Origin of the sequence: Streptomyces sp. NPDC058678, from assembly GCF_042714835.1 — a bacterium.
GTDB lineage: Bacteria > Actinomycetota > Actinomycetes > Streptomycetales > Streptomycetaceae > Streptomyces.
Genome location: NZ_JBHXSG010000039.1, coordinates 15,721 through 36,469, shown reverse-complemented (window position 1 = coordinate 36,469; position 20,749 = coordinate 15,721). Strand labels below are relative to the sequence as shown.

Genomic DNA, 20,749 nt, shown 5'->3' with positions numbered 1-20,749 from the left:
AACTCCCGTCGGGGGATCAGTCGGTGGAGTCGAGGAACTCGCCGACGACCCGGAGGAAGAGCTCCTCCTCCTCGACGTGCGGCATGTGGCTGGAGTGCTCGAACAGGTGCCAGCGCACGTCGGGGATGTGGTCGGCGAAGGGGCGGACGGTCTCGGGAGTCGCCTCGTCGTACCGCCCGGACACCAGCAGGGTCGGCGCCTCGACCAGGTGCAGCCGGTCGATCACGGACCAGTCCTTGAGCGTGCCGACGACATGGAACTCGTTGGGCCCGTTCATCGTGTGGTACACGGTCGGATCGGCCGCGATGTTGTCCCAAGTAGCCTGTACTTCAGGCGGGTTGGGGACCAGACGGCACACATGGCGCTCGTTGAAGACCTGCTCGGCCGCGCGGTAGGCGGGGTCGTCGGTGGTCCCGGCCGTCTCATGGGCCAGCAGGGTGTGCTGGACCTCCGGCGGGAGATCGGCACGCAGCCCGTTCGCCGCCGACAGCCACAGCTCCATGGAGGCGGGCGAGTCGGCGATGACCAGGCCGCGCAGCCCGGGCGGGCGGCGTACGGCGTGCTCGGCGGCGAGCATGCCGCCCCAGGACTGGCCGAGGACGTGGTAGGCCTCGGTGATGCCCAGTGCCTCGAGCAGGTTGTCGAGTTCGTCGAGGAAGAGCTGGACGGTCCAGAAGTCGGCGCCCTCGTGGGGCAGATGGGTGGACAGCCCGGTGCCCAGTTGGTCGTAGTGCACCACGGGGCGGCCCTGCTGGGCGATGCCCGCGATGCTGAGGGTGTAGTTGTGGCCGGCACCGGGTCCGCCGTGCAGGACGACCAGGGGTGTCCTGCCCGGTTCGCCGGTGATCCGGTACCAGGTGGACCAGCCGTTGAAGTCGACGGTTCCGGTGTGGTTCGGTTCGGGGATCGCCACGGGGAAGCCTCCCAGACTGGCCGGAACCAGCCGGCCGCTGTCTGAAACGAGATGGGTGTGACGGATGGATGAGATAGTGATGGGGTAAAAGGTCAGTGCACAAGACCTTTTAGCGGCGCCGGGCCAAGACGTAACGGCGTGTTTACGTGGCCCCCGCCCGTTCACAGAAGCGGTGCCCGACGAGGAGGACAGCTGACATCCGTGCCTGAGTCACCTGAACCGGGGGACGAGTTCTCCCGCGTGCTCGACCGGGTCCTCCGCGGCGGCACTCCGTCGTCGTCGCTGCGCCCCGTGCGCGTGACCTCGGCGGTCGACGAGGTCACCGACCGGCTGCTCACCGCGATCGCCGTCGGGGACTTCCTGCCGGGCGAACGGCTGCCGGCCGAACGCGAGCTCACCGGGCTGCTGCGGGTGAGCCGCCCCACCGTGCGCGAGGCCGTCGGACGCCTCCAGGCACTGGGCGTCATCGAGATCCGCCGGGGCCGCAGCGGAGGAGCCTTCGTGCGCGACAGCTGGAGCGAGTCCTCCGCCGCCGCGGTCCGCCGCACGCTGCTGCCCCGGTGGGAGGAGTTCGAGCAACTCTTCGACCTGCGCGGTCTGGTGGAAGGCATGGTGGCCGCGACGGCCGCCCGACGCCGACGCCCGAAAGATCTGGAGCCGATGCGCGAGGCCCTGGCCGCGCACCTCTCCGCCGCCACGCCCCGCGAGGAACAGGCCGCCGACAGCGCGTTCCACCAGAGCATCTGCGAGGCCACCCGCAACCCGCAGATCGCCCTGCTCAGCCGGGACCTGCTGACCCGGATCAGCCTCGGCTTCCCGATCGAACCGTGGGGCAAGGGCGAGCGTTCCCACTTCCACCGGGCCGGCGAGGGCCACACGGCCCTGTACGAGGCCATCGCGGCGGGAGAGCCCGAGCGTGCCGAGGAGATCGCCCGGGAGCACTTCATGATCAGCGCAGAGATGATCCGTGACGTACTGGCCCGGGTCCGGGCCGCGGGGTCGTGACACGGCGCTCACCACCGCGTTCCGTCGGCTCCGCCGAACGTGCGCTGCCCTCGACGGTGCGGCCGAACCGCGCACGCCGGTCCTCGGGGAATCGCCGCGAGCTCTCGCGGACAACCGCCACCCGGGCCCCGACTGCCGCCGGAGTCCGGGCAGACAGCCGTGTTCGAGCTGGGAAGGAAATCAGACGTTCCGCGGCCACGGAGAACGCCGGGGCGCGATACGCACGGACGTATCGCGCCCCGGCGCCGGCATCAGCTGCCCGCGCGGGCCCGCCCCACGAGCCCCTTCAGCAGCGGCCAGGCCAGCAACAGGGCGATCACCACGTACACGGTCACCGCGAACGGCGTGTCGACCAGCCCCTTCACGCTGCCGTCGCTGATCTGCAGGGCGCGCCGGAGCTGCTGCTCGGCGTTCGGGCCGAGGATGACACCGATGACGGCGGGCAGGACCGGCAGGCCGTAGCGCCGCATGCCGAACCCGATCAGGCCGATGACCAGGAGGATCACCAGGTCGACGACCTCGCCGCCGACCGCGTACGCGCCGACCGCCGCGAAGAACAGGATCCCCGCGTACAGGTACGGCCGCGGGATCCGCAGCAGCTTCGCCCACACCGGCGCCAGCGGCAGGTTGAGCGCGAGCAGCAGCACCATGCCGACGAAGAGCGAGGCGATCAGGCCCCACACCAGGTCGGGTTCGCGCTCGAAGAGCAGTGGCCCCGGCTGGATGCCGTACTGCTGGAACGCGGCCAGCATCACCGCGGCGACCGCCGTGGTCGGCAGCCCCAGGGTCAGCATGGACACGAGCGTGCCCGCCGCCGAGGCCGACGCCGCCGACTCCGGACCCGCCACACCCTCGATGGCGCCCTTGCCGAACTCGTCCTTGTGCTTCGAGAGGCGCTTCTCCGTGACGTACGACAGGAAGGTGGGGATCTCCGCGCCGCCCGCCGGGATCGCGCCGAACGGGAAACCGATGAACGGGCCGCGCAGCCATGACTTCCAGGTCCGCCGCACATCGGCGCGGCCCAGCCACGGCCGGCCCACCGGGATCGGCTCGCCCGGGCTGCGCCGCAGGTGCGCCGCCACCCACAGGGCCTCCCCGATCGCGAAGAGGCCGACCGCCACGATCACCACGTCGATGCCGTCGGCGAGTTGGAGGGAGCCGAAGGTCAGGCGCTGCTGGCCGGTCATCTGGTCCAGGCCCACCAGGCCGATCGTCAGCCCGATCAGCAGCGACGCCAGTCCCCGGATCCGCGACGAACCCAGCACCGACGTCACCGCGATGAACGCCAGCACCATGATGGCGAAGTAGTCCGGCGCGCCGATGTCCACCGCCAGGTCGGCCACCGTCGGCGCCAGCGCGACCAGCAGGATCGTCCCGATCAGGCCGCCCGCGAAGTGACCGATGGCGGCGGCCGCGAGCGCCTGGGCGCCGCGCCCGGCCTTGGCCATCGGGTTGCCCTCCATGGCCGCGACCACGGCGGCGCTCTCGCCGGGGGTGTTGAGCAGGATCGAGGTGGTGGAGCCGCCGAACATCGCGCCGTAGTAGATGCCCGCGAACATGATGAACGCGGCGATCGGGTTCAGCCCGTACGTCACCGGCAGCAGCAGTGCGACCGCCATCGCGGGTCCGATGCCCGGCAGCACGCCGATCGCGGTGCCGAGCAGCACGCCGAGGGCGGCCCACATCAGGTTGACCGGGGTGAGAGCCGTACCGAAGCCGTCCATGAGGGAGTTGAGGGCGTCCATGTCACAGCACTCCCATCAGCGGACCGCCGGGCAGCGGAACTCCGAGCAGGTTGTTGAAGACCGCGTAGGTGACGAGGGAGAGGACTGCGGCGATCAGCGGATCGCGGTCGGCCCGGCGGCTGCCGAGCGCGAAGGCGGCTCCCCAGAACAGCAGGGCGCCCGCGACCGGGAAGCCGAGGGGTTCGATGAGGACGGCCGTGCCGAGGAAGACCCCGGCGAGCAGCAGCACCGTACGCCAGTCGGCCGGTTCGGACAGGTCGACGTCCTCGCCGGTCTCGGCCTGACCACGGCCGCCGCGCAGTACGTCGACGGCGAGCAGGGCGGCGACCACGAGCAGCCCGATGCCGACGACGACCGGCACGGTCTTCGGTCCGACAGGCCCGCGCTGGGTGATGTCGACGTCCATGGTCAGCGCGTCGGTCAGGACCAGCGCGCCGAGGGCCGACAGCAGGACACATACGCCGAGTTCGGAGTGCTCGCTCAGCCAGGAGCGGCGCTCGGGCGCCTCGGCCGCGGGGGTGTCGGTCTGCGTCGTCACAGTCCCAGCTCCTTCAGCACCGAAACCACGCGCTTGTCCTGGGCGGCCAGGAAGTCGCCGAACCTCTCGCCGGTCAGGAACGCGTCGTCCCAGCCGTTCTGCTCCAGCGACTTGCGCCACTCGGGCGAGTCGTGCAGTTCCTCGACCAGGCGGACGAGCTTGTCGCGCTCGGCCCCGGACAGACCGGGCGGGGCGACGATGCCCCGCCAGTTGGTGAAGTCCACGTCGTAACCGGACTCCTTGAGCGTGGGCGCGTCCAGCTCGGCCACCCGCTCGGGGCCGGTCACCGCGAGGATCCGCAGTTCGCCCGCCTTGATCTGGTCCAGGTACTCGCCGACCCCGGACACCCCGAAGGCGACCTTGCTGCCGAGGATCGAGGCGAGGAGCTCGCCGCCGCCGTCGAAGGGGATGTAGTTGACCTGCTTCGGCGCGATACCGGCGGCCTGGGCCATCAGCATCGGCGCGAGGTGGTCGGGCCCGCCGGGCGACGATCCGCCGCCCACCGGGAGCTTGCCGGGATCCTCCTTCCAGGCACCGATCAGCTCGTCGATCGTCCTGTACGGCGAGTCCTTGGCGACCACGACGACGTCCTGCTCCTCGGTGAGCCGGGCGATCGGGGTGGTGTCGGCCAGCGTCTTCGGCGCGTGGTTGGAGCGGACTGCGCCCACCACCCCGAGGCCCATCGACATGGCGAGCTTGCCGTTGCCGTGCTCGCTCACCAGCCGGCTCAGCCCGACGGTGCCGCCCGCGCCGGGCAGGTTGAACACCTCGATGTTGTGCGTGAGCCCGGCGTCCTCGGCGTTCTTCGCGGCCGTCCGGGCCGTGATGTCGTAGCCGCCGCCGGGTGTGTTGGGGACCATGAGGCGCAGGCCCGGGATCTGAGTGCCGGTCTCGGCGCCGCTGCCGCTGGTGAGCAGCGGAGGTCCGACGAGCACGATCACGGCGGCCCCGAACAGGGCGAGGGGGGTGCGCAGGCGCACGAGTGCCACCACCTGTCGGTACGTCGATGAAGGTCGATGAAGTACGGCAGCCCTGTGGGGGAGGGTGATGTGGGCCACATGTTGCCCGCGCGTGAACGGCCTGTCTCGCTTCCGGAACCAACGGAGGTTGTGGTCATTACGGTCACGTCGGCCGGTGCGTGCACCCCCTTTCCCCGACCGCGGGCGGGCGCCATGATGGGCGCCCCGGCGGACGAGCCGCCGTACGCCGTGCCGGTACAGGAGATTGAGTACGCCGTGGTTGCCGCCTTCCGCCGCCTTCCGCCGCCTTCCGCCGCCTTCCGCCGCCTTCCGCCGCCAGAGCCTCGCGGGCGAGCCGCTGGTGCCGCAACTCGCCGTCGTCGCGGTGGGGTTGGCGTCGGTCGCCGCAATCTCCCCCGCCCGGTCGGAGGCGACCTTCAACCGGGGCGAGGGCCGGCGGGTGGTCGCGCCGGCCGAGCCGAGGGCGAGCGCGGCATCGGTCTGGCGCTGACCCGGCTGGTCTGCGAGCGTCACGGGGGTGAGATCTCGGTGACCACACCCCTGAGGGGGCCAGGTTCACCGCACGCATGACCGTCAGCCACCTCACCGACGCGGTGGCGGAAGGAGTTCCCCGATGACGACGCCGATGACCGGTACGTCCGGCACGGGCGACACGATCGACGTGCTCGTGGTCGACGACGACTTCATGGTGGCCAGAGTCCACCGCGCCTTCGTCGAACGGGTCGAGCCGTTCCGGGTCGTCGGCGTCGCCCACACCGGCGAGCAGGCCGCCCACGCCGTCGACACCCTGCACCCCGACCTCGTCCTGCTCGACCTGTATCTGCCGGACCTCTTCGGGCTGGACGTCATCCCCCGGCTGCGCACCGCGGGCCACGACTGCGACGTCATGGTGATCAGCGCCGCCCGCGAGGCGCACGCGGTGCGCGGCGCCGCCCGCCACGGCGTCGTCGACTACCTCCTGAAGCCGTTCGACTTCGAGGAGCTGCGGGTCCGCCTGGAGCGCTACGCCGTCCAGCGCGGCCGGCTGCTCGCCACCGTCGTACGCAGCCAGGCCGACGTGGACCGGCTCCTGGCCGGCGCCACGGCCGTACCGGCGTCGGCCGCCGGCACGCTGCCCAAGGGCATGAGCGTGGAGACCGCCGAGCTGATAGAACGCACGCTCAGGGCGGCGGAGGGCTCCCTGTCCGCCGCCGAGTGCGCGGCCCTGTCCGGCGTCTCCCGCGTCAGCGCCCGCCGCTACCTGGAGCACTTCCACACCGTCGGCCGCGCCGACGTGTCCCTGCGCTACGGGTCGACGGGCCGGCCCGAACGCCGCTACCGGGCCCGCGAACGGCCCGCGGGGCAGCGACCGGGCGACGAGGCCCGCGCCTAGCCCCGGCCCCGGGGGCGTGGGGAGCCGTCAGGTCAGCAGCCGCCTCTCCTTGGCGACCGCCACCGCTCCGGCCCTCGTCTCGACGCCCAACTTGCCGTAGATCCGCCCGAGATGGGTCTTGACCGTGGCCTCGCTGATGAACAGGGCGCGGGCGATCTCCCGGTTGCCCAGGCCGCGCGCGAGCTGCCCGAGGATCTCGTGTTCGCGCGCGGAAAGCATGGGGCGCGGGCTGCGCAGCCGGGTCATCAACCGGTCGGCCACCGGGCCCGAAAGGGCGGTGCGGCCGGACGCCGCGTCGCGGATCGCCGTGAACAGCTCGTCGGGGTGTTCGGCCTTGAGGAGGTAGCCGGTGGCGCCCGCCTCGATGGCCCGGGTGACGTCGGCGTCGGTGTCGAACATCGTGAGCACCAGGACACGGGGGCCTTCCCCGCCGTCGGCGGTCAGGCGTCGCGTGGCCGTCACGCCGTCCATCCCACCGTCGAGCTGGAGGTCCATCAGCACGACGTCGGGGCGCAGCCGGGCGGCCATGGCGAGCGCCTCCTCGCCGGTGGCCGCCTCACCGACCACGTCGATGCCCTCGGCACTGGACAGCAGCGCGCGCAGCCCCGCACGCACCACAGCGTGGTCGTCGCACAACAACAGGCTTACGGGCGTCACAGGGCGGGCTCCTTGGGGGTGTTCGAGGCGGGCCGGACCGCGGAGGCCAAGGGTGTCAGGGGGATCGCCGCCGATACGACGGTGCCCTCGCCCGGCGCCGACTCCACGGTGAGCGTGCCGCCCGCCTGCCCGGCCCGGATGCGCATGGCGGGCAGTCCGTGCCCGCGTCCTCGGCCCGACTCCGGCCCGTCCGGGTCACGCACGCGGCCCACGTCGAAGCCGCGCCCGTTGTCGGCGACGTCCAGCGAGATCTGGTCGTCCAGACAGGTCAAAGTCAGGGCGGCCCGGGTCGCCGCCGCGTGCTCGCGCACATTGGCCAGCGCCCCCTGGGCGATGCGCAGCAGCGCCGCCTCGACCCGTTCCGGCAGCCTGCCCGGCTCACCGTCGAGCCGGAGCTCCACGGTCAGCCCCGGACCGCTCTCCCGTTCGGCGAGTACGGCGAGCGCGCCCGGCAGCGTGTGCTCGGCGAGGTCGGCCGGCGCCAGGTCGTGCACGAACCGGCGGGCCTCCGCGAGGTTGCGGGAGGTGATCTCCGCCGCCCCGCGGACGTGCTCGCGGGCCGCTTCCGGGTCCGTGTCCCAGACCCGCCCGGCGGCCTGGAGCAGCATCCGCTGGCTGGACAGACCCTGCGCCAGGGTGTCGTGGATCTCCGTGGACAGCCGCTGGCGCTCAGCCAGGACCCCCGCACGCCGTTCGGTGACCGCGAGCTCGTGCCGGGTACGGACCAGGTCCTCGATCAGGACGCGCTGCCGGGCCCCCTGACGCCGCAGATGGACCATCACGGCGGTGGCGACCGCGGCGACGGCAGGCGGGGCGACGACCATGTTGGGGTTCAGCGTGCCCTCGGCGACCCGTACCTCGGAGGCGACGACCAGCGCGGTGAGCACCCCCGCCACCGGCACCGCGATCCGCGGGGGCAGGGCGTGCAGGTTGGCGAACAGCAGCGGCATCACGCACCAGGTGGCGCTCGGCGCGAGGGCGAGGAGCACGACCCAGACCAGGGACACCGACCCCAGCCACACCAGATGGCGCGCGGTGGGCGGCGAGCCGGGGCGCGGCGCCGGAGCCAGGAAGCGGCCGAGGACGTACAGCAGACAGAAGACCGCGAACAGTCCCACCACCCACCCGGCGCGCGCCCCGCCCTGGTCGCGGCTCAGGAAGCGGGCGAACGAGGAGCCGAGCAGCAGGAAGAAGGCGCCGTGCACGACCGCGCCCAGCCAGCGCTCGTCCGGATCGGTGTGGCTCATCCTCCGTGTCTAACGCGTCCGACGCGCGGCCGCATCAACCGATCGGTTGACCCACCGGTCGCCCGAACCGCTCCGGCACCGCACCCTGATGACCGAGCCCGTTCGCATCGCTCCGCACCGAGGCTGACACCAGACCCCGTACCGCTCGGAAAGGCAGCGACCAGATGCCCGCCAAGAACCTCACCGCCAACCGCGCCGCCCTCGGCCACCGCCTCGGCTACGCCCTGCGCCACCCCGACCGGGTGCCCCGCCACGTGGCGCGCGCCGCCAGAGACCTGTGGCTGCGCCACCGCCACACCGACCACGTCTCCTACTACCGTGCCGTGATGCGCTCCGACACCCGGACCGACCCGGACGCGGCGGTCGGCAGCCGCAGCCGTGAGCGGTGGCTCGCGCTGGGGGCGATGCAGTTCGACTACCTGCTCGAGCACGGCCTGCGCCCCGAGCACCGCATGCTGGAGATCGGCTGCGGCAACCTGCGGGGCGGCTGGCGGTTCATCCGGCACCTGGAGCCCGGGCACTACCACGGCATCGACATCTCGCCCGACATCCTCGTCGCCGCGCAGGACACCATCGTGGAGATGGGCCTGCAACAGCGGCTCCCCATCCTGACCCCGGTCCGCGACCTGACCCTGCGGTTCCTGCCGGACGCCCACTTCGACGTGGTGCACGCGCACAGTGTCTTCTCCCACTCGCCGCTCCCGGTGATCGACGAATGCCTGGCCCACGTCGGGCGGGTGCTCGCCCCGGGCGGCTGGTTCGACTTCACCTTCGACCGCACCGAGGGCGATGAGCACCACGTACTCCGGGAGGACTTCTACTACCGCACCGAGACGCTCGTGGCCCTGGCCGAACGGCATGGACTGCGGGCCCGCTTCATGGACGACTGGGAGCGGCTCCCGCACGGCCAGTCGAAGATCCGCGTGACCTGCGGCTCCTGATCGCCGTTCCAGAGGGCATGCTGAGCAACATGCGGATGCGGGGTGGCCGGCTGCTGGTGCTGGCCGGACTGGTGCTGGCGTTGCCGGTCGCGGTGGCCTGCGGACCGTCGCGAGGCGGCGGAGGCGAGAGCGACAGCAGGCCCCCCTCGCCGACGCCCCCTCGGTTCGACGAGGAGGTCGTGCTGGCCGACGGCCGGCACGTGGGCCTGTCGTACGCCCCCGGCCGCGGGCTCCTGGAGCAGCACCGGGCCGCGGGAACGGGCACATGGAGCGAGCCGCACGTGGTGTACGAGACCTCGTCGGACCCGTGTCGGAGCATGACGGTCGAGGCCTTCGACGGCACGGTCGCGGTCATTGCCGACTGGGGGCATTACTGCGCGGACGGAGAACCGCCGACGGAGTCGGTCGCCGCGGTCGGCACCACGGACCTGGCACGGTGGGACACCGAGCTCAGCAGGAACTTCGACGGCTGGGAGAAGGTCACCGCCGTGGACGGCTCGCGGCGGCTGCGCTTCACCAGGGCGTCCACCGAATGGCTGACGCGGCTGACGTGGAACCGGACGGACGGTTTCGCCGAGGTGGAGGAGATCCCCCGCTGAACTTCCCACGAGCTTCCTCCGCCGAGCGTTCCGCGACCTTCGTCGCCGTCAGGGGGTTGTCCGTACATTCTCCGGCGCCTAGGCTCGCCTGCGGCAAGCGCTTTCTACGTGCGTCCGCAAGCTGTCCGAGGAGTACCGCATGCCCCCGCTCCCAGCCCGCCGTCGTGTCGCCGTCGTCGGGACCGGTGCCATCGTCAGCGGCAGTCACCTACCGGCTCTCAGAGCCCACACCGACCGGGCGGAACTGGTCGCCGCCGTCGACGTGGACCCGGGCAGACTCGACGCCTTCCGGGAGCTGGCGGGGGACGGGGTCGCCGGGTACACGTCGATGGACGCGATGCTGGATGCCGTACGCCCCGACCTGGTGCTGATCGGTACGCCACCGTCCCTGCACCGGGAGCAGACGGTGGCGGCGCTGAAGGCCGGCGCCTGGGTGCTGTGCGAGAAGCCGCTGACCCTCTCGCTCGCCGAGTACGACGAGATCGCGGCGGCGGAGGAGGCCTCGGGGGCGTACGCGTCCGTGGTCTTCCAGCACCGCTACGGCTCCGGCGCCGTGCACGCCCGTGAACTGATCGCGAGCGGCGAGCTGGGCGCACCGCGGGTCGCGCACTGCCAGACCACCTGGCACCGCGACGCGGCCTACTACGCCGTGCCGTGGCGCGGGAAGTGGGCAACCGAGGGCGGCGGGCCGACCATGGGGCACGGCATCCACCAGTACGACCTGCTGCTGCATCTGCTCGGCCCGTGGACGGAGATCCGGGCCATGGCGGCGCGCCTGGTCCACGACACCGAGAGCGAGGACGTCTCCACGGCCCTCGTCCGGTTCGAGAACGGCGCTCTGGCCACCGTCGTCAACAGCGTGCTCTCCCCGGACGAGGTCAGCCGCATCCGCGTCGACTGCGCCGACGCGACCGTCGAGCTCACCCACCTGTACGGGCACCGCAACGAGGACTGGGTCTACACCCCGGCCCCGCACATCGGCTCCGAGCGCGCCGCCGCCTGGTCCGCCCCCGCCGCCGACGTGCCCAGCTCGCACACGGCACAGCTCGGCGCCCTCCTCGACGCCTACGACAACGGTGTCAGGCCACCGACAAGCGGCGCCGACGCCCGCGCCACGCTGGAGTTCGCGGCCGCCCTCTACAAGGCCGCGTTCACCGGCAGCCCGGTGCACGCCGGCGAGATCGGACCCGGCGACCCGTTCTACCCGGCCATGCACGGAGACCACCCCCACTGGGCCCCCAAGGAGCGCGCATGAGCATCCGCGTCAGCCACGTCCACGGCGAACACATCGCGGTCGAGGCGGCGGACGGCACGGAGATCCTCCGCTACGTCTACCGCCCCGACCCCGAGGCCTTCGAGTCCCGCAAGCCCTACGCCCACCCGGTCCGCACGCTCGCCGGACGCACGGTGACCGGGTACCGGCCGAACGACCACCGCTGGCACAAGGGCCTGCAGATGACGGCCAGCCACCTGTCCGGCCAGAACTTCTGGGGCGGCAACTGCTACGTCCACGGCCAGGGCTACCTGCCCCTGCCCGAGCGCGTCGGCTCGATGCGGCACGACGGCTTCCCGGCGTTCACGGTCGCGGACGACCGGCTGGCCTTCACCGAGGAACTCACCTGGGTGGAGAACGGCGGCGCCGAGTGGGCGCGCGAGGAGCGCGGTCTGGCCGTCCACTCGGTCGACGAGGAGGCCGGGGCCTGGACCCTCGACTGGTCGATCCGCCTCACCAACCTCCGTGACGAGCCCCTCGCCTTCGGTTCCCCTACCACCGCCGGCCGCGAGATGGCCGGCTACACCGGCCTGCAGTGGCGCGGCCCACGCGACTTCACCGGCGGCACCGTCTTCGCCCCGGACACCGACGCCGACGCCGACAAACTGATGGGCACCCAGAGCCCCTGGCTCGCCTACACCACCCAGCACGACGAGGTCGACGCGCACTCCACGCTCGTCTTCGCGCACGCCCCCGAGAACCTCGACGCGAAGAGCGCCGTCCACGAGTCGCACTGGTTCGTGCGCTCCGAGCCCTTCCCGACGGTCGCGTTCTCCTGGGCGTTCTTCGAGGAGTTCGAACTGCCGCCGGGCGAGTCCTTCGCGTACCGCTACCGGCTGGTCGTCGCCGACGGAGCCTGGGACGGTGACCGCGTCGCCACCCACCTGGAGGGCCTGCCGTGGTGAACGAGCCCAAGCCCACCCTTCCGCACCCCCTGCCCGGCGCCGTCGGCCTGTCCCACCTGAGCGCGTACGACTGGGAGGCCGCCGACGGCGTGTGCGGCGGCAGCCCGCATCTGCACCTGGTCTGCACGGAGGCGTACGTCGTCACCGGCGGCCGGGGCGCGGTGCAGACGCTGAGCCCCGACGGCTACCGGGACATCCCGCTGGAGCCGGGCTCGGTCGCCTGGTTCACGCCGGGCACCGTGCACCGCATGGTGCAGGGCGGTGATCTGCGCATCACGGTGCTGATGCAGAACAGCGGGCTGCCGGAGGCGGGGGACGCCGTCTTCACCTTCCCACCCGAGATCCTGGCCGACCCCGACGCGTACGCGTCGGCGGCCACGCTCCCGCCCGGCACCGGGCCGGAGACGGCCGCGGCGGCGCGCCGCCGCAGGGACCTCGCCGTCGAGGGCTACCTCGGCCTGCGCGAGGCCCTCGTCGCCGGCGACAGCGGCCCGTACCGGGAGTTCCAGCGCGCCGCCGCCCACCTGGTGCGCGCCAAGGTGCCGGCCTGGCGCGAACTGTGGCGGGCCGGGGCGCTGGCCACCGCCGAACGCACCGGCGCCCAGCTGGACGCGCTGGCGGACGGCGAGCCGGCGTATCTCGGCGAGGCGACCGCGTACGAGGCCGCGCCCACCCGGCTCGGCGGCTTCGGGATGTGCGGCCGGCGGGACGAGTACGCGCTGCCGGGGACGACCTTGCCCCACCAGGGCGGGTAACAGGGGGGCCTTCACACCGGGGGAACAGGGGGCGTTCACCGGGGGGTCGTCAAGAAGGACCCGAGGGAAAGAGAGGTGACCTCGGCATGCCCGGACACAGGACAAAGGGGTTCTGCGCGTCGGCCGTCGCACTCGCGCTCTGCGCGGTGCTGGCCGGTTGCGGGGGATCCGGGGAATCGGTCGGCGGCGGCAAGGTCGTGCTGCGCTACACGTGGTGGGGCAACCCCGACCGCGCGGAGCGCACCGAGCAGGCCGTCGCCCTGTTCGAGAAGCGCCATCCGAACGTGCGGGTGCAGACGTCGTTCTCCGGTTACGACGCCTACAAACAGAAGCTCGCCGTCCAGGCGACGGGCGGCGACGCACCCGACGTGATGCAGCTGGACTACCGCCAGATCGACCAGTACGCCTCCGGAGGTGTCCTGCTCGACCTGGCGAAGCAGAAGTCCGTCCTGCGCACGTCCGAGATCGACCAGGGCCTGCTCGCCACCGGCCGGGGGGACGGCACGCAGTACGCGATCCCGCAGGGCCGCGGCACCGAGACGGTCGTCTACGACGTCAAGGCGTGGAAGGAATCGGGAGTACCGCTCCCACGCCGGGGCTGGACCTGGGACGACTGGGCCGACGCCGTGCGCGCGCTGGCGAAGAGGATCGGCCGGCCCGGGGCGACCGACCCGGGCCAGAGCGAGGACGCCTTCGAGGTCTGGCTGCGCGGACAGGGCAAGGCCCTCTACACGAAGGCGGGCGGGCTCGGCTTCAGTGCCGACGACCTGACCGAGTGGTGGACCTTCACCGACAGACTCCGGCGGGAGGGCGCGGTCTCGCCCGCCGAGCAGACCACCCAGCTGGACGGGTCCGTCGAGAACACCCCGCTCGGGCGCGGCAAGGCCGTCAGCGACATGAACTGGGACGCTCCGGCCAGCGGTTACCTCGCCCTCATCCCGGACGGGATCGCCCTCGCCCCGATGCCGTCCGGCGCGGACGGCACACCCGGCCAGTACTTCAAGCCGTCGATGTTCCTCGGCGTCTCCGCCAACACCGGCCACACGAAGGAGGCGGCGCGGCTCGTCGACTTCCTCCTCAACGACGGGGACGCGGCGAAGATCCTCGGCGCCACCCGAGGCATCCCCGTCAACGAGACCATCCGCGAGGAGACCGCGCCGCAGCTGAAGGACTTCGACAGGACGGTCGCCGACTTCCAGTCGTCGCTCGAAGGCACCCTCAAGGACCCGCCGCAGGCCCCGCCCTCCGGTGACAACGCCCTGCAGACCACCTTCCAGCGCGACTACGACCAGGTGTCGTACGAGCGCATGTCGCCCCGCGAGGCGGCCGAGAACTACGTCACCGAGGCGAAGGCGGAGCTGAGGTCATGACCACCACCGACATCCCCGCGCCCACCGCACGCCCGAAGCGGCCCGCGACCGCCCCGAAGCGCCGTCCCAAGCGCGAACGCGAGGGCGCCGCCTGGGTGTTCCTGTCCCCCTGGGTGCTCGGCGCGATCGCCCTGACGCTGCTGCCGATGGCCGTGTCGCTGTACCTGTCCTTCACCGACTACAACCTCTTCGACCCGCCGCACTGGGTGGGCCTGCGGAACTACAAGCAGATGTTCACCGAGGACCCGCGCTACTGGCGTTCGGTCGTGACGACGCTGACGTACGTCGTCGTCGCGGTGCCCCTGCAACTCGCGCTCGCACTCGTCGTCGCGCTCGCCCTGAAGTCCATGAGGGCCGGCAAGGGCTTCTACCGGTCCGCCTTCTACGCCCCCTCGCTGCTCGGCGCCTCCATGTCCATCGCCCTCGTCTGGCGGGCGATCTTCAACGACGGCGGCACGGTGGACAACCTGCTCGGCACCGGCGGCTGGGTCAACAAACCCGGCTGGGCGCTGCTGGCGGTGGCTCTGCTGACGGTGTGGCAGTTCGGCGCGCCGATGGTCATCTTCCTCGCCGGCCTTCAGCAGATACCCGCCGAGCTGTACGAGGCCGCGGCCGTGGACGGGGCGGGCAAGTGGCGGCAGTTTTCGTCCGTCACCGTGCCGATGCTGTCCCCGGTGCTGTTCTTCAACCTGGTGCTCCAGACCATCCAGGCCTTCCAGGTGTTCACCCCCGCCTTCGCGGTCAGCGCCGGCAAGGGCGGCCCCGCCGACTCCACCCTCGTCTACACGATGTACCTCTACGACCGCGGCTTCGTCGCCTCCCACATGGGCTACGCCTCCGCCATGGCCTGGGTGCTGCTGCTCGTCATCGGCGTCGTCACGGCGGTGCTGTTCCGCACCTCGCGTTCCTGGGTCTTCTACGCGTCCGAGGGGGACCGATGACCGCCGCACCAACTGCCGCCGCCCGTAAGCCTGTTCGCTGGGGCCGCGTCGCCCTGCACCTCGGCTGCCTGGCCGCCCTGCTGGTCATGCTCTACCCGCTGGCCTGGCTGCTCGCCACCTCGCTCAAGCCGGCCGACGAGGTCATCGCCAGCCTCGACCTGCTGCCCAGCCACCTGGAGTGGTCCAACTACGAGACCGCCTTCGAGGGCGTCAACGACGTATCGGTGTGGCGGCTGCTGTCCAACTCGATGCTGATCGCGGGCGGCGCGGTCCTCGGCAACGTCATCAGTTGCTCGCTCGCCGCGTACGCCTTCGCAAGGCTGCGATTCCGCTTCCGCGGCCCGCTGTTCGCCTTCATGATCGTGACGATCATGCTCCCGCACCACGCGATCCTGATCCCGCAGTACATCATCTTCAACCAGCTCGGCCTGGTGAACACCTACTGGCCGCTGATCCTGCCCAAGTTCCTCGCCACCGAGGCCTTCTTCGTCTTCCTCATCGTGCAGTTCATGCGCGGCCTGCCGCGCGAGCTGGAGGAGGCGGCCCGCATCGACGGCTGCGGTCCCTTCCGCAGCTTCTTCCTGATCGTGCTGCCGCTCACCCGGCCCGCGCTGATCACCACGGCGATCTTCACCTTCATCTGGACCTGGAACGACTTCTTCACCCAGCTCATCTACCTCTTCGACCCGGACAAGTTCACACTCACGCTCGCCCTGCGGTCCTTCGTGGACGCCTCCAGCCAGTCGTCGTTCGGCCCCATGTTCGCGATGTCGGTGATCGCGCTGCTGCCGATCGTGCTGTTCTTCCTCGCCTTCCAGCGCTTCCTGGTGGAGGGCATGGCCAGCTCCGGACTCAAGGGGTGAGCGAGCATGAGTGAGCTGCCAACGCGTGAACCGGGCGAGATCTTCGGACCCCGGATGACCCTGTTCGCCGACGTGCTGAGCGTCGGCCTCGCCACGGCGGTGGCCTGCCTGCCGCTGGTGACCGCGCCGGCCGCGCTGTCGAGCGCGTGCGCGGTGCTACGGGGCGCGGGGGAGGGGCGACCCGCGACGGCCGGGCGGTACTTCGCGGTGCTACGGCGACGGCTGCGGGCCGGAGACCTCGCGGCAGGAGCCGCCGCCCTGGCGGGCGCGCTGCTGTTCGCCGCGGACCTCGCGCTGGCCGGGGCGGGACTGCCGGGTGCTCCGCTGTTCGCGCTGGTGGCCGCGGCGATCGGTGCGTGTGCCCTGGTGGTGGGTCTCCGGGCGTGTGCGCGCCCCGAGTCGCTCACCGACTGGCCGGCCGCCCTGCGCGAGGCAGCGCGCAACGCCGCACAGGATGTGGGCGGTTCGGCCCTGGTGCTGCTCGCGGTGGCGACGGCCGTCCTGTGTGCGTGGATGCTGCTGCCGCTCGCCTTCCTGGCGCCGGGGCCGCTGGCGTTGGCACTCACCGCCGTCGACGTCCGATCGGCCGTCATGTCCGAGAGTTAAGGGTCCATTAGGGGACTCGCGGTGTGAAGGGCCACTTGAGGTGTCAATCATCTTGTCATGAACCTGCGACCCGACGGGCGGGTCGCAGTCTCATGGAGGTGTGGGATGCACCGCAGACTCGCCACCGGAATGGCCGCCTCAACTCTGGCCCTGATCACCGTCGTCGGCGCCGCCGCAACAGCCGTCGCCGCTCCCGCCGACAAGCCCCAGGTCCTCGCGGGCTGGACCCAGACCAGTGGCTCCAGCTACAACTCCTGGGCCACCGCCCGGGCCAACCAGGCCGCATGGAGCGCGTACGCGTTCGACTGGACCACGGACTACTGCTCCTCCTCGCCGGACAACCCGTTCGGCTTCCCCTTCCAGATGTCCTGCGCCCGGCACGACTTCGGCTACCGCAATTACAAGGCCGCGGGCGCCTTCAGTGCCAACAAGTCCCGTCTCGACAGCGCCTTCCACGAGGACCTCAAGCGCGTGTGCGCGAAGTACACGGGCGGCACCAAGACCGCCTGCGACAGCACGGCATGGACGTACTACCAGGCCGTGAAGGCCTTCGGCTGAGAGGCCCTGTCCGGTCGGGGGCGCCCGACCGGACGGTTCAGCCCGCGGCCTCGGCGAGCATCGGGCCGAGCCGGGCCGGCCGCGGTGGGCGCAGGGCGGCCACATCGCGGGCCAAGGCCCCGTCGCAGGTCGGTGCGGACCGTACCGAGAGTGCGGCGGGCGAGCAACCTGAGTGACGGCGGCCGCGTCCTCGACGCCGTCGCCGACCATCGCGACCGAACAGCAGCTCCCGCCGCAGCCGGCTGGCCGCATCGACTTGTCCGCGGGCGCGCCGCCCTCGCGGCGACGGACTCGGCGACGGCCCCAGTTGTCGCCGGTGGGCTGGATCGGGGTCGGGCCGAGGGCACGCAGCCGCGCGACCTCCTCGGAGCCGGCCATCTTGGCCGATCCGGCGACCTCCGGCACCGCTGGCACCGCGACCTCCGAGGCCTGCTCCTTGCGACCCCCTATACCCCTGGCCCGTATGTGCAACGAGCTCCCCAAGGCTTGACTGGATACCCCCCAGGGGTATTGTGGGAGGAGATCGAGGCCTCGCTCGAAGCCCGGGGCCGTCCTCCCAGGAGCCGACCATGAATGCTGGACTGAGGATCACCACGTTCGCCGCCGCGCTCGCCGCGACCTTCGGTACCGCCTACGGAGTGGGGAAAAGCCTCGACCCGGTGGTCGAGGACAGTGCGTCCCCGCGTCACGAGAGCCACAGTGAGGCGTCACCGTCACCGTCACCGTCATCGGAGGGAGGGGGTGGACATGGCGGGCACGAGGCGGAGCCGGCCGGGGGACTGCAGGTCTCCGAGAAGGGCTACACCCTCGACCTCGAAACCACCCGGGTGACCGCCGGGCGCCCGTCCGACCTGCGCTTCGTCGTACGGGACGACAGCGGCCGCGCGGTCACCGCCTACCAGCGGGAACACGACAAGGAACTCCACCTCATCGTGGCCTCACGCGACCTGATCACCTACCGCCACCTGCACCCCGCCCGCGCCGCCGACGGCACCTGGAGCATTCCCGTCGACCTGCCCCGCGCGGGCGGCTACCGGGTCTTCGCCGACTTCACCCCGGCGCGGAAGAACGCCGAGAACCTCACCCTCGGCGCGGATCTGGCGGCCTCGGGCCCCTACGCGCCGAAGGACCTTCCGGCGCCGGACGCCACGGCCGAGGCCGACGGCTACGAGGTGGCGTTGGACGGCGCCCTGCGCCCGGGCACGGCAGGAGACCTGACCCTGAAGGTCTCCCGGAACGGCAAGCCGGTCACCGACCTCCAGCCCTACCTCGGCGCGTACGGCCATCTCGTCGCCCTGCGCTCGGGCGACCTCGCCTACCTCCACGTCCACCCCAACGGCGAACCCGGCGACGGCACGACCGAGCCCGGCCCGGACATCTCGTTCGCGGCCACCGCGCCGAGCACGGGCACCTACCGGCTCTTCCTCGACTTCAAGCACGGCGGTGAGGTCCACACCGCGGCGTTCACGGTCCGGGCGGGGGCGGCGGGGGCAGCCTCGGACGACGAGCCGACGGACGTACCCGCGCCCCCGGCCACCCACGAGTCCTCGGACGGCCACGGACACTGATCACATGGATGGGGCCTCGACTCCTCAGCCCAGGGCGCGATCCAGGTTGAACGCCGCGCTGATCAGCGCGAGATGGGTGAACGCCTGCGGGAAGTTGCCCTGTTGTTCGCCGGTGTGGCTGATCTCCTCGGCGTACAGGCCCAGATGGTTGGCGTACGTCAGCATCTTCTCGAAGGCCAGCCGTGCCTCGTCGATCCGCCCGGCGTGGACCATGGCCTCGACATACCAGAACGAGCAGATGGAGAACGTGCCCTCGTCGCCGTGCACTCCGTCGGGGCTCGCCTGCGGGTCGTAGCGGTAGACCAGCGAGTCGGAGACCAGGTCGTGCGTGAGCGCGTCCAGGGTGGACAGCCATTTGGGGTCGGTCGGCGCGATGAACTTCGTCAACGGCATCATCAGGACGGCCGCGTCGAGGACGTCGCCGTCCTCGGTCTGCACGAAGGCCTGGCGGGTCTCGGACCAGCCGCGCTTCATGATCCGCCGGTAGATCGTGTCGCGGCACTCCCGCCAGCGGTTCAGATCGGCGGGCAGGCCGCGCCGGTTGGCCATGCGGATCGCCCGTTCGATCGCCACCCAGCACATCAGCCGCGAGTACAGGAAGTTCTTGCGGCCGCCGCGGGTCTCCCAGATGCCCTCGTCGGGCTGGTCCCAGTTTTCGCACACCCAGTCCACCAGCGCGGACACGTCGTCCCACTGGTCGCTGGAGATCGGCTTGGCCCACTTGTCGTAGAGGTAGATCGAGTCGATCAGCGCACCGTAGATGTCGAGCTGGAGCTGCTCGGCGGCGCCGTTGCCGACCCGTACCGGCGCGGAGCCCTGGTGTCCTTCCAGATGGGCGAGTTCACGCTCGGGCAGGTCGGTGCGGCCGTCGATGCCGTACATGATCTGCAGGGGGCCGGACGGCTTGCCGTCGCCCGGACTGATGTGCCGGGTCACGAAGTTCATGAAGGCCTCGGCCTCGCCGGTGAAGCCCAGCCGCAGCAACGCGTACACGCAGAAGGCGGCGTCGCGTACCCACACGTACCGGTAGTCCCAGTTGCGCTCGCCGCCGAGCTGCTCGGGCAGGCTGGTCGTCGGGGCGGCCACGATCGCGCCGGTCGGCGCGTAGGTGAGCAGCTTCAGCGTGAGGGCCGAGCGGTGCACCATCTCCCGCCAGCGGCCGCGGTACTTGGACGCGGACAGCCACTTGCGCCAGTACGCCACCGTGGTGGTGAACTGCTCCTCGGCCTCCGTCCGCGCACACCGGCGGGGTGCCACCTCACCGCCCACCTGGTCCAGCGCGAACACCGCCGACTCGCCCTCGGCCAGCTTGAACTCGGCACGCGCGTCCGGGCCGTCGACCTCCAGAGGCACGGTCGCGGTCAGCCCCAGCGACAGCTTGGCGGACTCGAACACCGCGACATCGCCGACCATGCGCACGGTGTGCGGCTCGGCGCCGTAGTCGAAACGCGGGGCCACGCGGGTACGGAAGGGGATGGAGCCCCGCACGCACAGCACCCGGCGGATCAGCCGGTGGCGTTCGGTCTCCACCGAGCCGCCGTCGACCGGCATGAAGTCCTGCACCTCTCCGACGCCGTCCTCGGTGAAGAAGCGGGTGATCAAAACGTTGGTGTCGGGGAAGTAGAACTGCTTCGTGCGGGCCGGGACGCTCGCCGCCAGCTCGAAGCGGCCGCCTTTGTCCGCGTCCAGGATCGCGGCGAAGACGCTCGGGGCGTCGAAGGAGGGGCAGCAGTACCAGTCGATCGTGCCGTCGGTCCCCACCAGGGCCACGCTGCGCAGGTCGCCGATCAGACCGTGCTCGGCGATCGGCAGATAGCGCGCGGCCCCGGACACGTGCTGTGGTTCATCCATCGCAGCCTCCCCGGCCCGACACGTATCTCAGCCTCAGCTTAGGGGGAGTGGGGAACGTGGCA

At 71.5% G+C, this 20,749-nt stretch carries 21 protein-coding genes; 14 read left to right on the top strand and 7 right to left on the bottom strand.

From position 1 onward, the window contains the following. Nucleotides 1-16: 16 nt before the first annotated feature. Nucleotides 17-913, bottom strand: coding sequence for a proline iminopeptidase-family hydrolase (locus ACFWWR_RS30355; RefSeq protein WP_383873458.1), 897 nt, complete (start codon nt 911-913; stop codon nt 17-19). A gap of 201 nt (nt 914-1,114) precedes the next feature. On the opposite strand from ACFWWR_RS30355, the gene ACFWWR_RS30350 reads away from it, so the two are divergent. Then, the gene (locus ACFWWR_RS30350) at nt 1,115-1,918 is read left to right on the top strand and encodes a FadR/GntR family transcriptional regulator (RefSeq protein ID WP_383873461.1); all 804 of its coding nucleotides are present in this window, start codon (nt 1,115-1,117) and stop codon (nt 1,916-1,918) included. A gap of 251 nt (nt 1,919-2,169) precedes the next feature. Here ACFWWR_RS30350 and ACFWWR_RS30345 read toward each other — a convergent pair whose 3' ends face one another. Genes ACFWWR_RS30345 through ACFWWR_RS30335 form a run of 3 tightly spaced genes read right to left on the bottom strand, consistent with a single transcriptional unit; the run spans nt 2,170 to nt 5,181 of the window. After that, nucleotides 2,170-3,663 (bottom strand): tripartite tricarboxylate transporter permease, encoded by a 1,494-nt coding sequence (locus tag ACFWWR_RS30345; protein ID WP_383875706.1) that lies wholly within the window; start codon nt 3,661-3,663, stop codon nt 2,170-2,172. 1 nt (nt 3,664) lies between these two features. After that, nucleotides 3,665-4,201: a tripartite tricarboxylate transporter TctB family protein gene (locus ACFWWR_RS30340; protein ID WP_383875705.1), complete on the bottom strand. Its 537-nt coding sequence runs from the start codon at nt 4,199-4,201 to the stop codon at nt 3,665-3,667. Further along, complete coding sequence (locus ACFWWR_RS30335) at nt 4,198-5,181, bottom strand: Bug family tripartite tricarboxylate transporter substrate binding protein (protein ID WP_384306583.1); 984 nt, start codon at nt 5,179-5,181, stop codon at nt 4,198-4,200. The genes ACFWWR_RS30340 and ACFWWR_RS30335 overlap by 4 nt, the downstream gene beginning before the upstream one ends. Before the next feature lie 244 nt (nt 5,182-5,425). Between ACFWWR_RS30335 and ACFWWR_RS30330 the strand changes: the two genes are divergently transcribed. After that, entirely contained in the window at nt 5,426-5,671 is a 246-nt protein-coding gene (locus ACFWWR_RS30330; RefSeq protein WP_384306589.1) for a hypothetical protein, read from the top strand. Between the two features lie 135 nt (nt 5,672-5,806). Continuing rightward, on the top strand, nt 5,807-6,553 hold the full coding sequence (locus ACFWWR_RS30325; RefSeq protein ID WP_384306579.1) for a response regulator: 747 nt from the start codon (nt 5,807-5,809) through the stop codon (nt 6,551-6,553). Between the two features lie 27 nt (nt 6,554-6,580). Here the strand turns inward: ACFWWR_RS30325 and ACFWWR_RS30320 are convergent, their stop codons facing one another. After that, the gene (locus ACFWWR_RS30320; RefSeq protein ID WP_384306509.1) at nt 6,581-7,210 is read right to left on the bottom strand and encodes a response regulator; all 630 of its coding nucleotides are present in this window, start codon (nt 7,208-7,210) and stop codon (nt 6,581-6,583) included. Further along, on the bottom strand, nt 7,207-8,457 hold the full coding sequence (locus tag ACFWWR_RS30315; protein WP_383875702.1) for a sensor histidine kinase: 1,251 nt from the start codon (nt 8,455-8,457) through the stop codon (nt 7,207-7,209). Before ACFWWR_RS30315 ends, ACFWWR_RS30320 begins: the two co-directional genes overlap by 4 nt. A gap of 164 nt (nt 8,458-8,621) precedes the next feature. Here ACFWWR_RS30315 and ACFWWR_RS30310 point away from each other — a divergent pair, with 164 nt between their 5' ends. The 11 genes from ACFWWR_RS30310 (at nt 8,622) to ACFWWR_RS30260 (ending at nt 18,836) form a co-directional block, all read left to right on the top strand. Continuing rightward, on the top strand, nt 8,622-9,398 hold the full coding sequence (locus ACFWWR_RS30310; RefSeq protein ID WP_383875700.1) for a class I SAM-dependent methyltransferase: 777 nt from the start codon (nt 8,622-8,624) through the stop codon (nt 9,396-9,398). Between the two features lie 29 nt (nt 9,399-9,427). After that, a complete protein-coding gene (locus ACFWWR_RS30305) occupies nt 9,428-9,997 on the top strand; it encodes a hypothetical protein (RefSeq protein ID WP_383875699.1) in 570 nt (189 codons plus the stop codon). A 139-nt stretch (nt 9,998-10,136) separates the two neighbouring features. Beyond that, entirely contained in the window at nt 10,137-11,252 is a 1,116-nt protein-coding gene (locus tag ACFWWR_RS30300) for a Gfo/Idh/MocA family protein (protein WP_384306506.1), read from the top strand. After that, the gene (locus ACFWWR_RS30295) at nt 11,249-12,175 is read left to right on the top strand and encodes a PmoA family protein (protein WP_384306503.1); all 927 of its coding nucleotides are present in this window, start codon (nt 11,249-11,251) and stop codon (nt 12,173-12,175) included. Before ACFWWR_RS30300 ends, ACFWWR_RS30295 begins: the two co-directional genes overlap by 4 nt. Beyond that, complete coding sequence (locus ACFWWR_RS30290) at nt 12,169-12,930, top strand: cupin (protein WP_384306500.1); 762 nt, start codon at nt 12,169-12,171, stop codon at nt 12,928-12,930. The genes ACFWWR_RS30295 and ACFWWR_RS30290 overlap by 7 nt, the downstream gene beginning before the upstream one ends. Nucleotides 12,931-13,016: 86 nt before the next feature. Further along, nucleotides 13,017-14,300: an ABC transporter substrate-binding protein gene (locus ACFWWR_RS30285; RefSeq protein WP_384306498.1), complete on the top strand. Its 1,284-nt coding sequence runs from the start codon at nt 13,017-13,019 to the stop codon at nt 14,298-14,300. After that, nucleotides 14,297-15,241 (top strand): carbohydrate ABC transporter permease, encoded by a 945-nt coding sequence (locus tag ACFWWR_RS30280; RefSeq protein ID WP_383875693.1) that lies wholly within the window; start codon nt 14,297-14,299, stop codon nt 15,239-15,241. Before ACFWWR_RS30285 ends, ACFWWR_RS30280 begins: the two co-directional genes overlap by 4 nt. Continuing rightward, nucleotides 15,238-16,104: a carbohydrate ABC transporter permease gene (locus ACFWWR_RS30275; RefSeq protein WP_384306495.1), complete on the top strand. Its 867-nt coding sequence runs from the start codon at nt 15,238-15,240 to the stop codon at nt 16,102-16,104. Before ACFWWR_RS30280 ends, ACFWWR_RS30275 begins: the two co-directional genes overlap by 4 nt. Before the next feature lie 6 nt (nt 16,105-16,110). Further along, nucleotides 16,111-16,710, top strand: a complete 600-nt coding sequence (locus ACFWWR_RS30270; RefSeq protein ID WP_384306492.1) for a hypothetical protein — start codon at nt 16,111-16,113, stop codon at nt 16,708-16,710. 105 nt (nt 16,711-16,815) lie between these two features. Further along, complete coding sequence (locus tag ACFWWR_RS30265; RefSeq protein WP_383875688.1) at nt 16,816-17,268, top strand: phospholipase; 453 nt, start codon at nt 16,816-16,818, stop codon at nt 17,266-17,268. A gap of 569 nt (nt 17,269-17,837) precedes the next feature. Then, nucleotides 17,838-18,836, top strand: a complete 999-nt coding sequence (locus ACFWWR_RS30260; protein ID WP_384306489.1) for a hypothetical protein — start codon at nt 17,838-17,840, stop codon at nt 18,834-18,836. A gap of 24 nt (nt 18,837-18,860) precedes the next feature. Here the strand turns inward: ACFWWR_RS30260 and ACFWWR_RS30255 are convergent, their stop codons facing one another. Further along, nucleotides 18,861-20,687, bottom strand: a complete 1,827-nt coding sequence (locus ACFWWR_RS30255; RefSeq protein ID WP_383875684.1) for a glycoside hydrolase family 15 protein — start codon at nt 20,685-20,687, stop codon at nt 18,861-18,863. Nucleotides 20,688-20,749: the final 62 nt, after the last annotated feature.

Bases quoted from the DNA above. Each gene is read 5' to 3' on its own strand.
- ACFWWR_RS30345 (WP_383875706.1), bottom strand. From the start codon at position 3,663: ATGGACGCCCTCAACTCCCTCATGGACGGCTTCGGTACGGCTCTCACC.
- ACFWWR_RS30325 (WP_384306579.1), top strand. From the start codon at position 5,807: ATGACCGGTACGTCCGGCACGGGCGACACGATCGACGTGCTCGTGGTC.
- ACFWWR_RS30315 (WP_383875702.1), bottom strand. From the start codon at position 8,457: ATGAGCCACACCGATCCGGACGAGCGCTGGCTGGGCGCGGTCGTGCAC.
- ACFWWR_RS30310 (WP_383875700.1), top strand. From the start codon at position 8,622: ATGCCCGCCAAGAACCTCACCGCCAACCGCGCCGCCCTCGGCCACCGC.
- ACFWWR_RS30305 (WP_383875699.1), top strand. From the start codon at position 9,428: ATGCGGATGCGGGGTGGCCGGCTGCTGGTGCTGGCCGGACTGGTGCTG.
- ACFWWR_RS30300 (WP_384306506.1), top strand. From the start codon at position 10,137: ATGCCCCCGCTCCCAGCCCGCCGTCGTGTCGCCGTCGTCGGGACCGGT.
- ACFWWR_RS30295 (WP_384306503.1), top strand. From the start codon at position 11,249: ATGAGCATCCGCGTCAGCCACGTCCACGGCGAACACATCGCGGTCGAG.
- ACFWWR_RS30285 (WP_384306498.1), top strand. From the start codon at position 13,017: ATGCCCGGACACAGGACAAAGGGGTTCTGCGCGTCGGCCGTCGCACTC.
- ACFWWR_RS30280 (WP_383875693.1), top strand. From the start codon at position 14,297: ATGACCACCACCGACATCCCCGCGCCCACCGCACGCCCGAAGCGGCCC.
- ACFWWR_RS30275 (WP_384306495.1), top strand. From the start codon at position 15,238: ATGACCGCCGCACCAACTGCCGCCGCCCGTAAGCCTGTTCGCTGGGGC.
- ACFWWR_RS30270 (WP_384306492.1), top strand. From the start codon at position 16,111: ATGAGTGAGCTGCCAACGCGTGAACCGGGCGAGATCTTCGGACCCCGG.
- ACFWWR_RS30265 (WP_383875688.1), top strand. From the start codon at position 16,816: ATGCACCGCAGACTCGCCACCGGAATGGCCGCCTCAACTCTGGCCCTG.
- ACFWWR_RS30260 (WP_384306489.1), top strand. From the start codon at position 17,838: ATGAATGCTGGACTGAGGATCACCACGTTCGCCGCCGCGCTCGCCGCG.
- ACFWWR_RS30255 (WP_383875684.1), bottom strand. From the start codon at position 20,687: ATGGATGAACCACAGCACGTGTCCGGGGCCGCGCGCTATCTGCCGATC.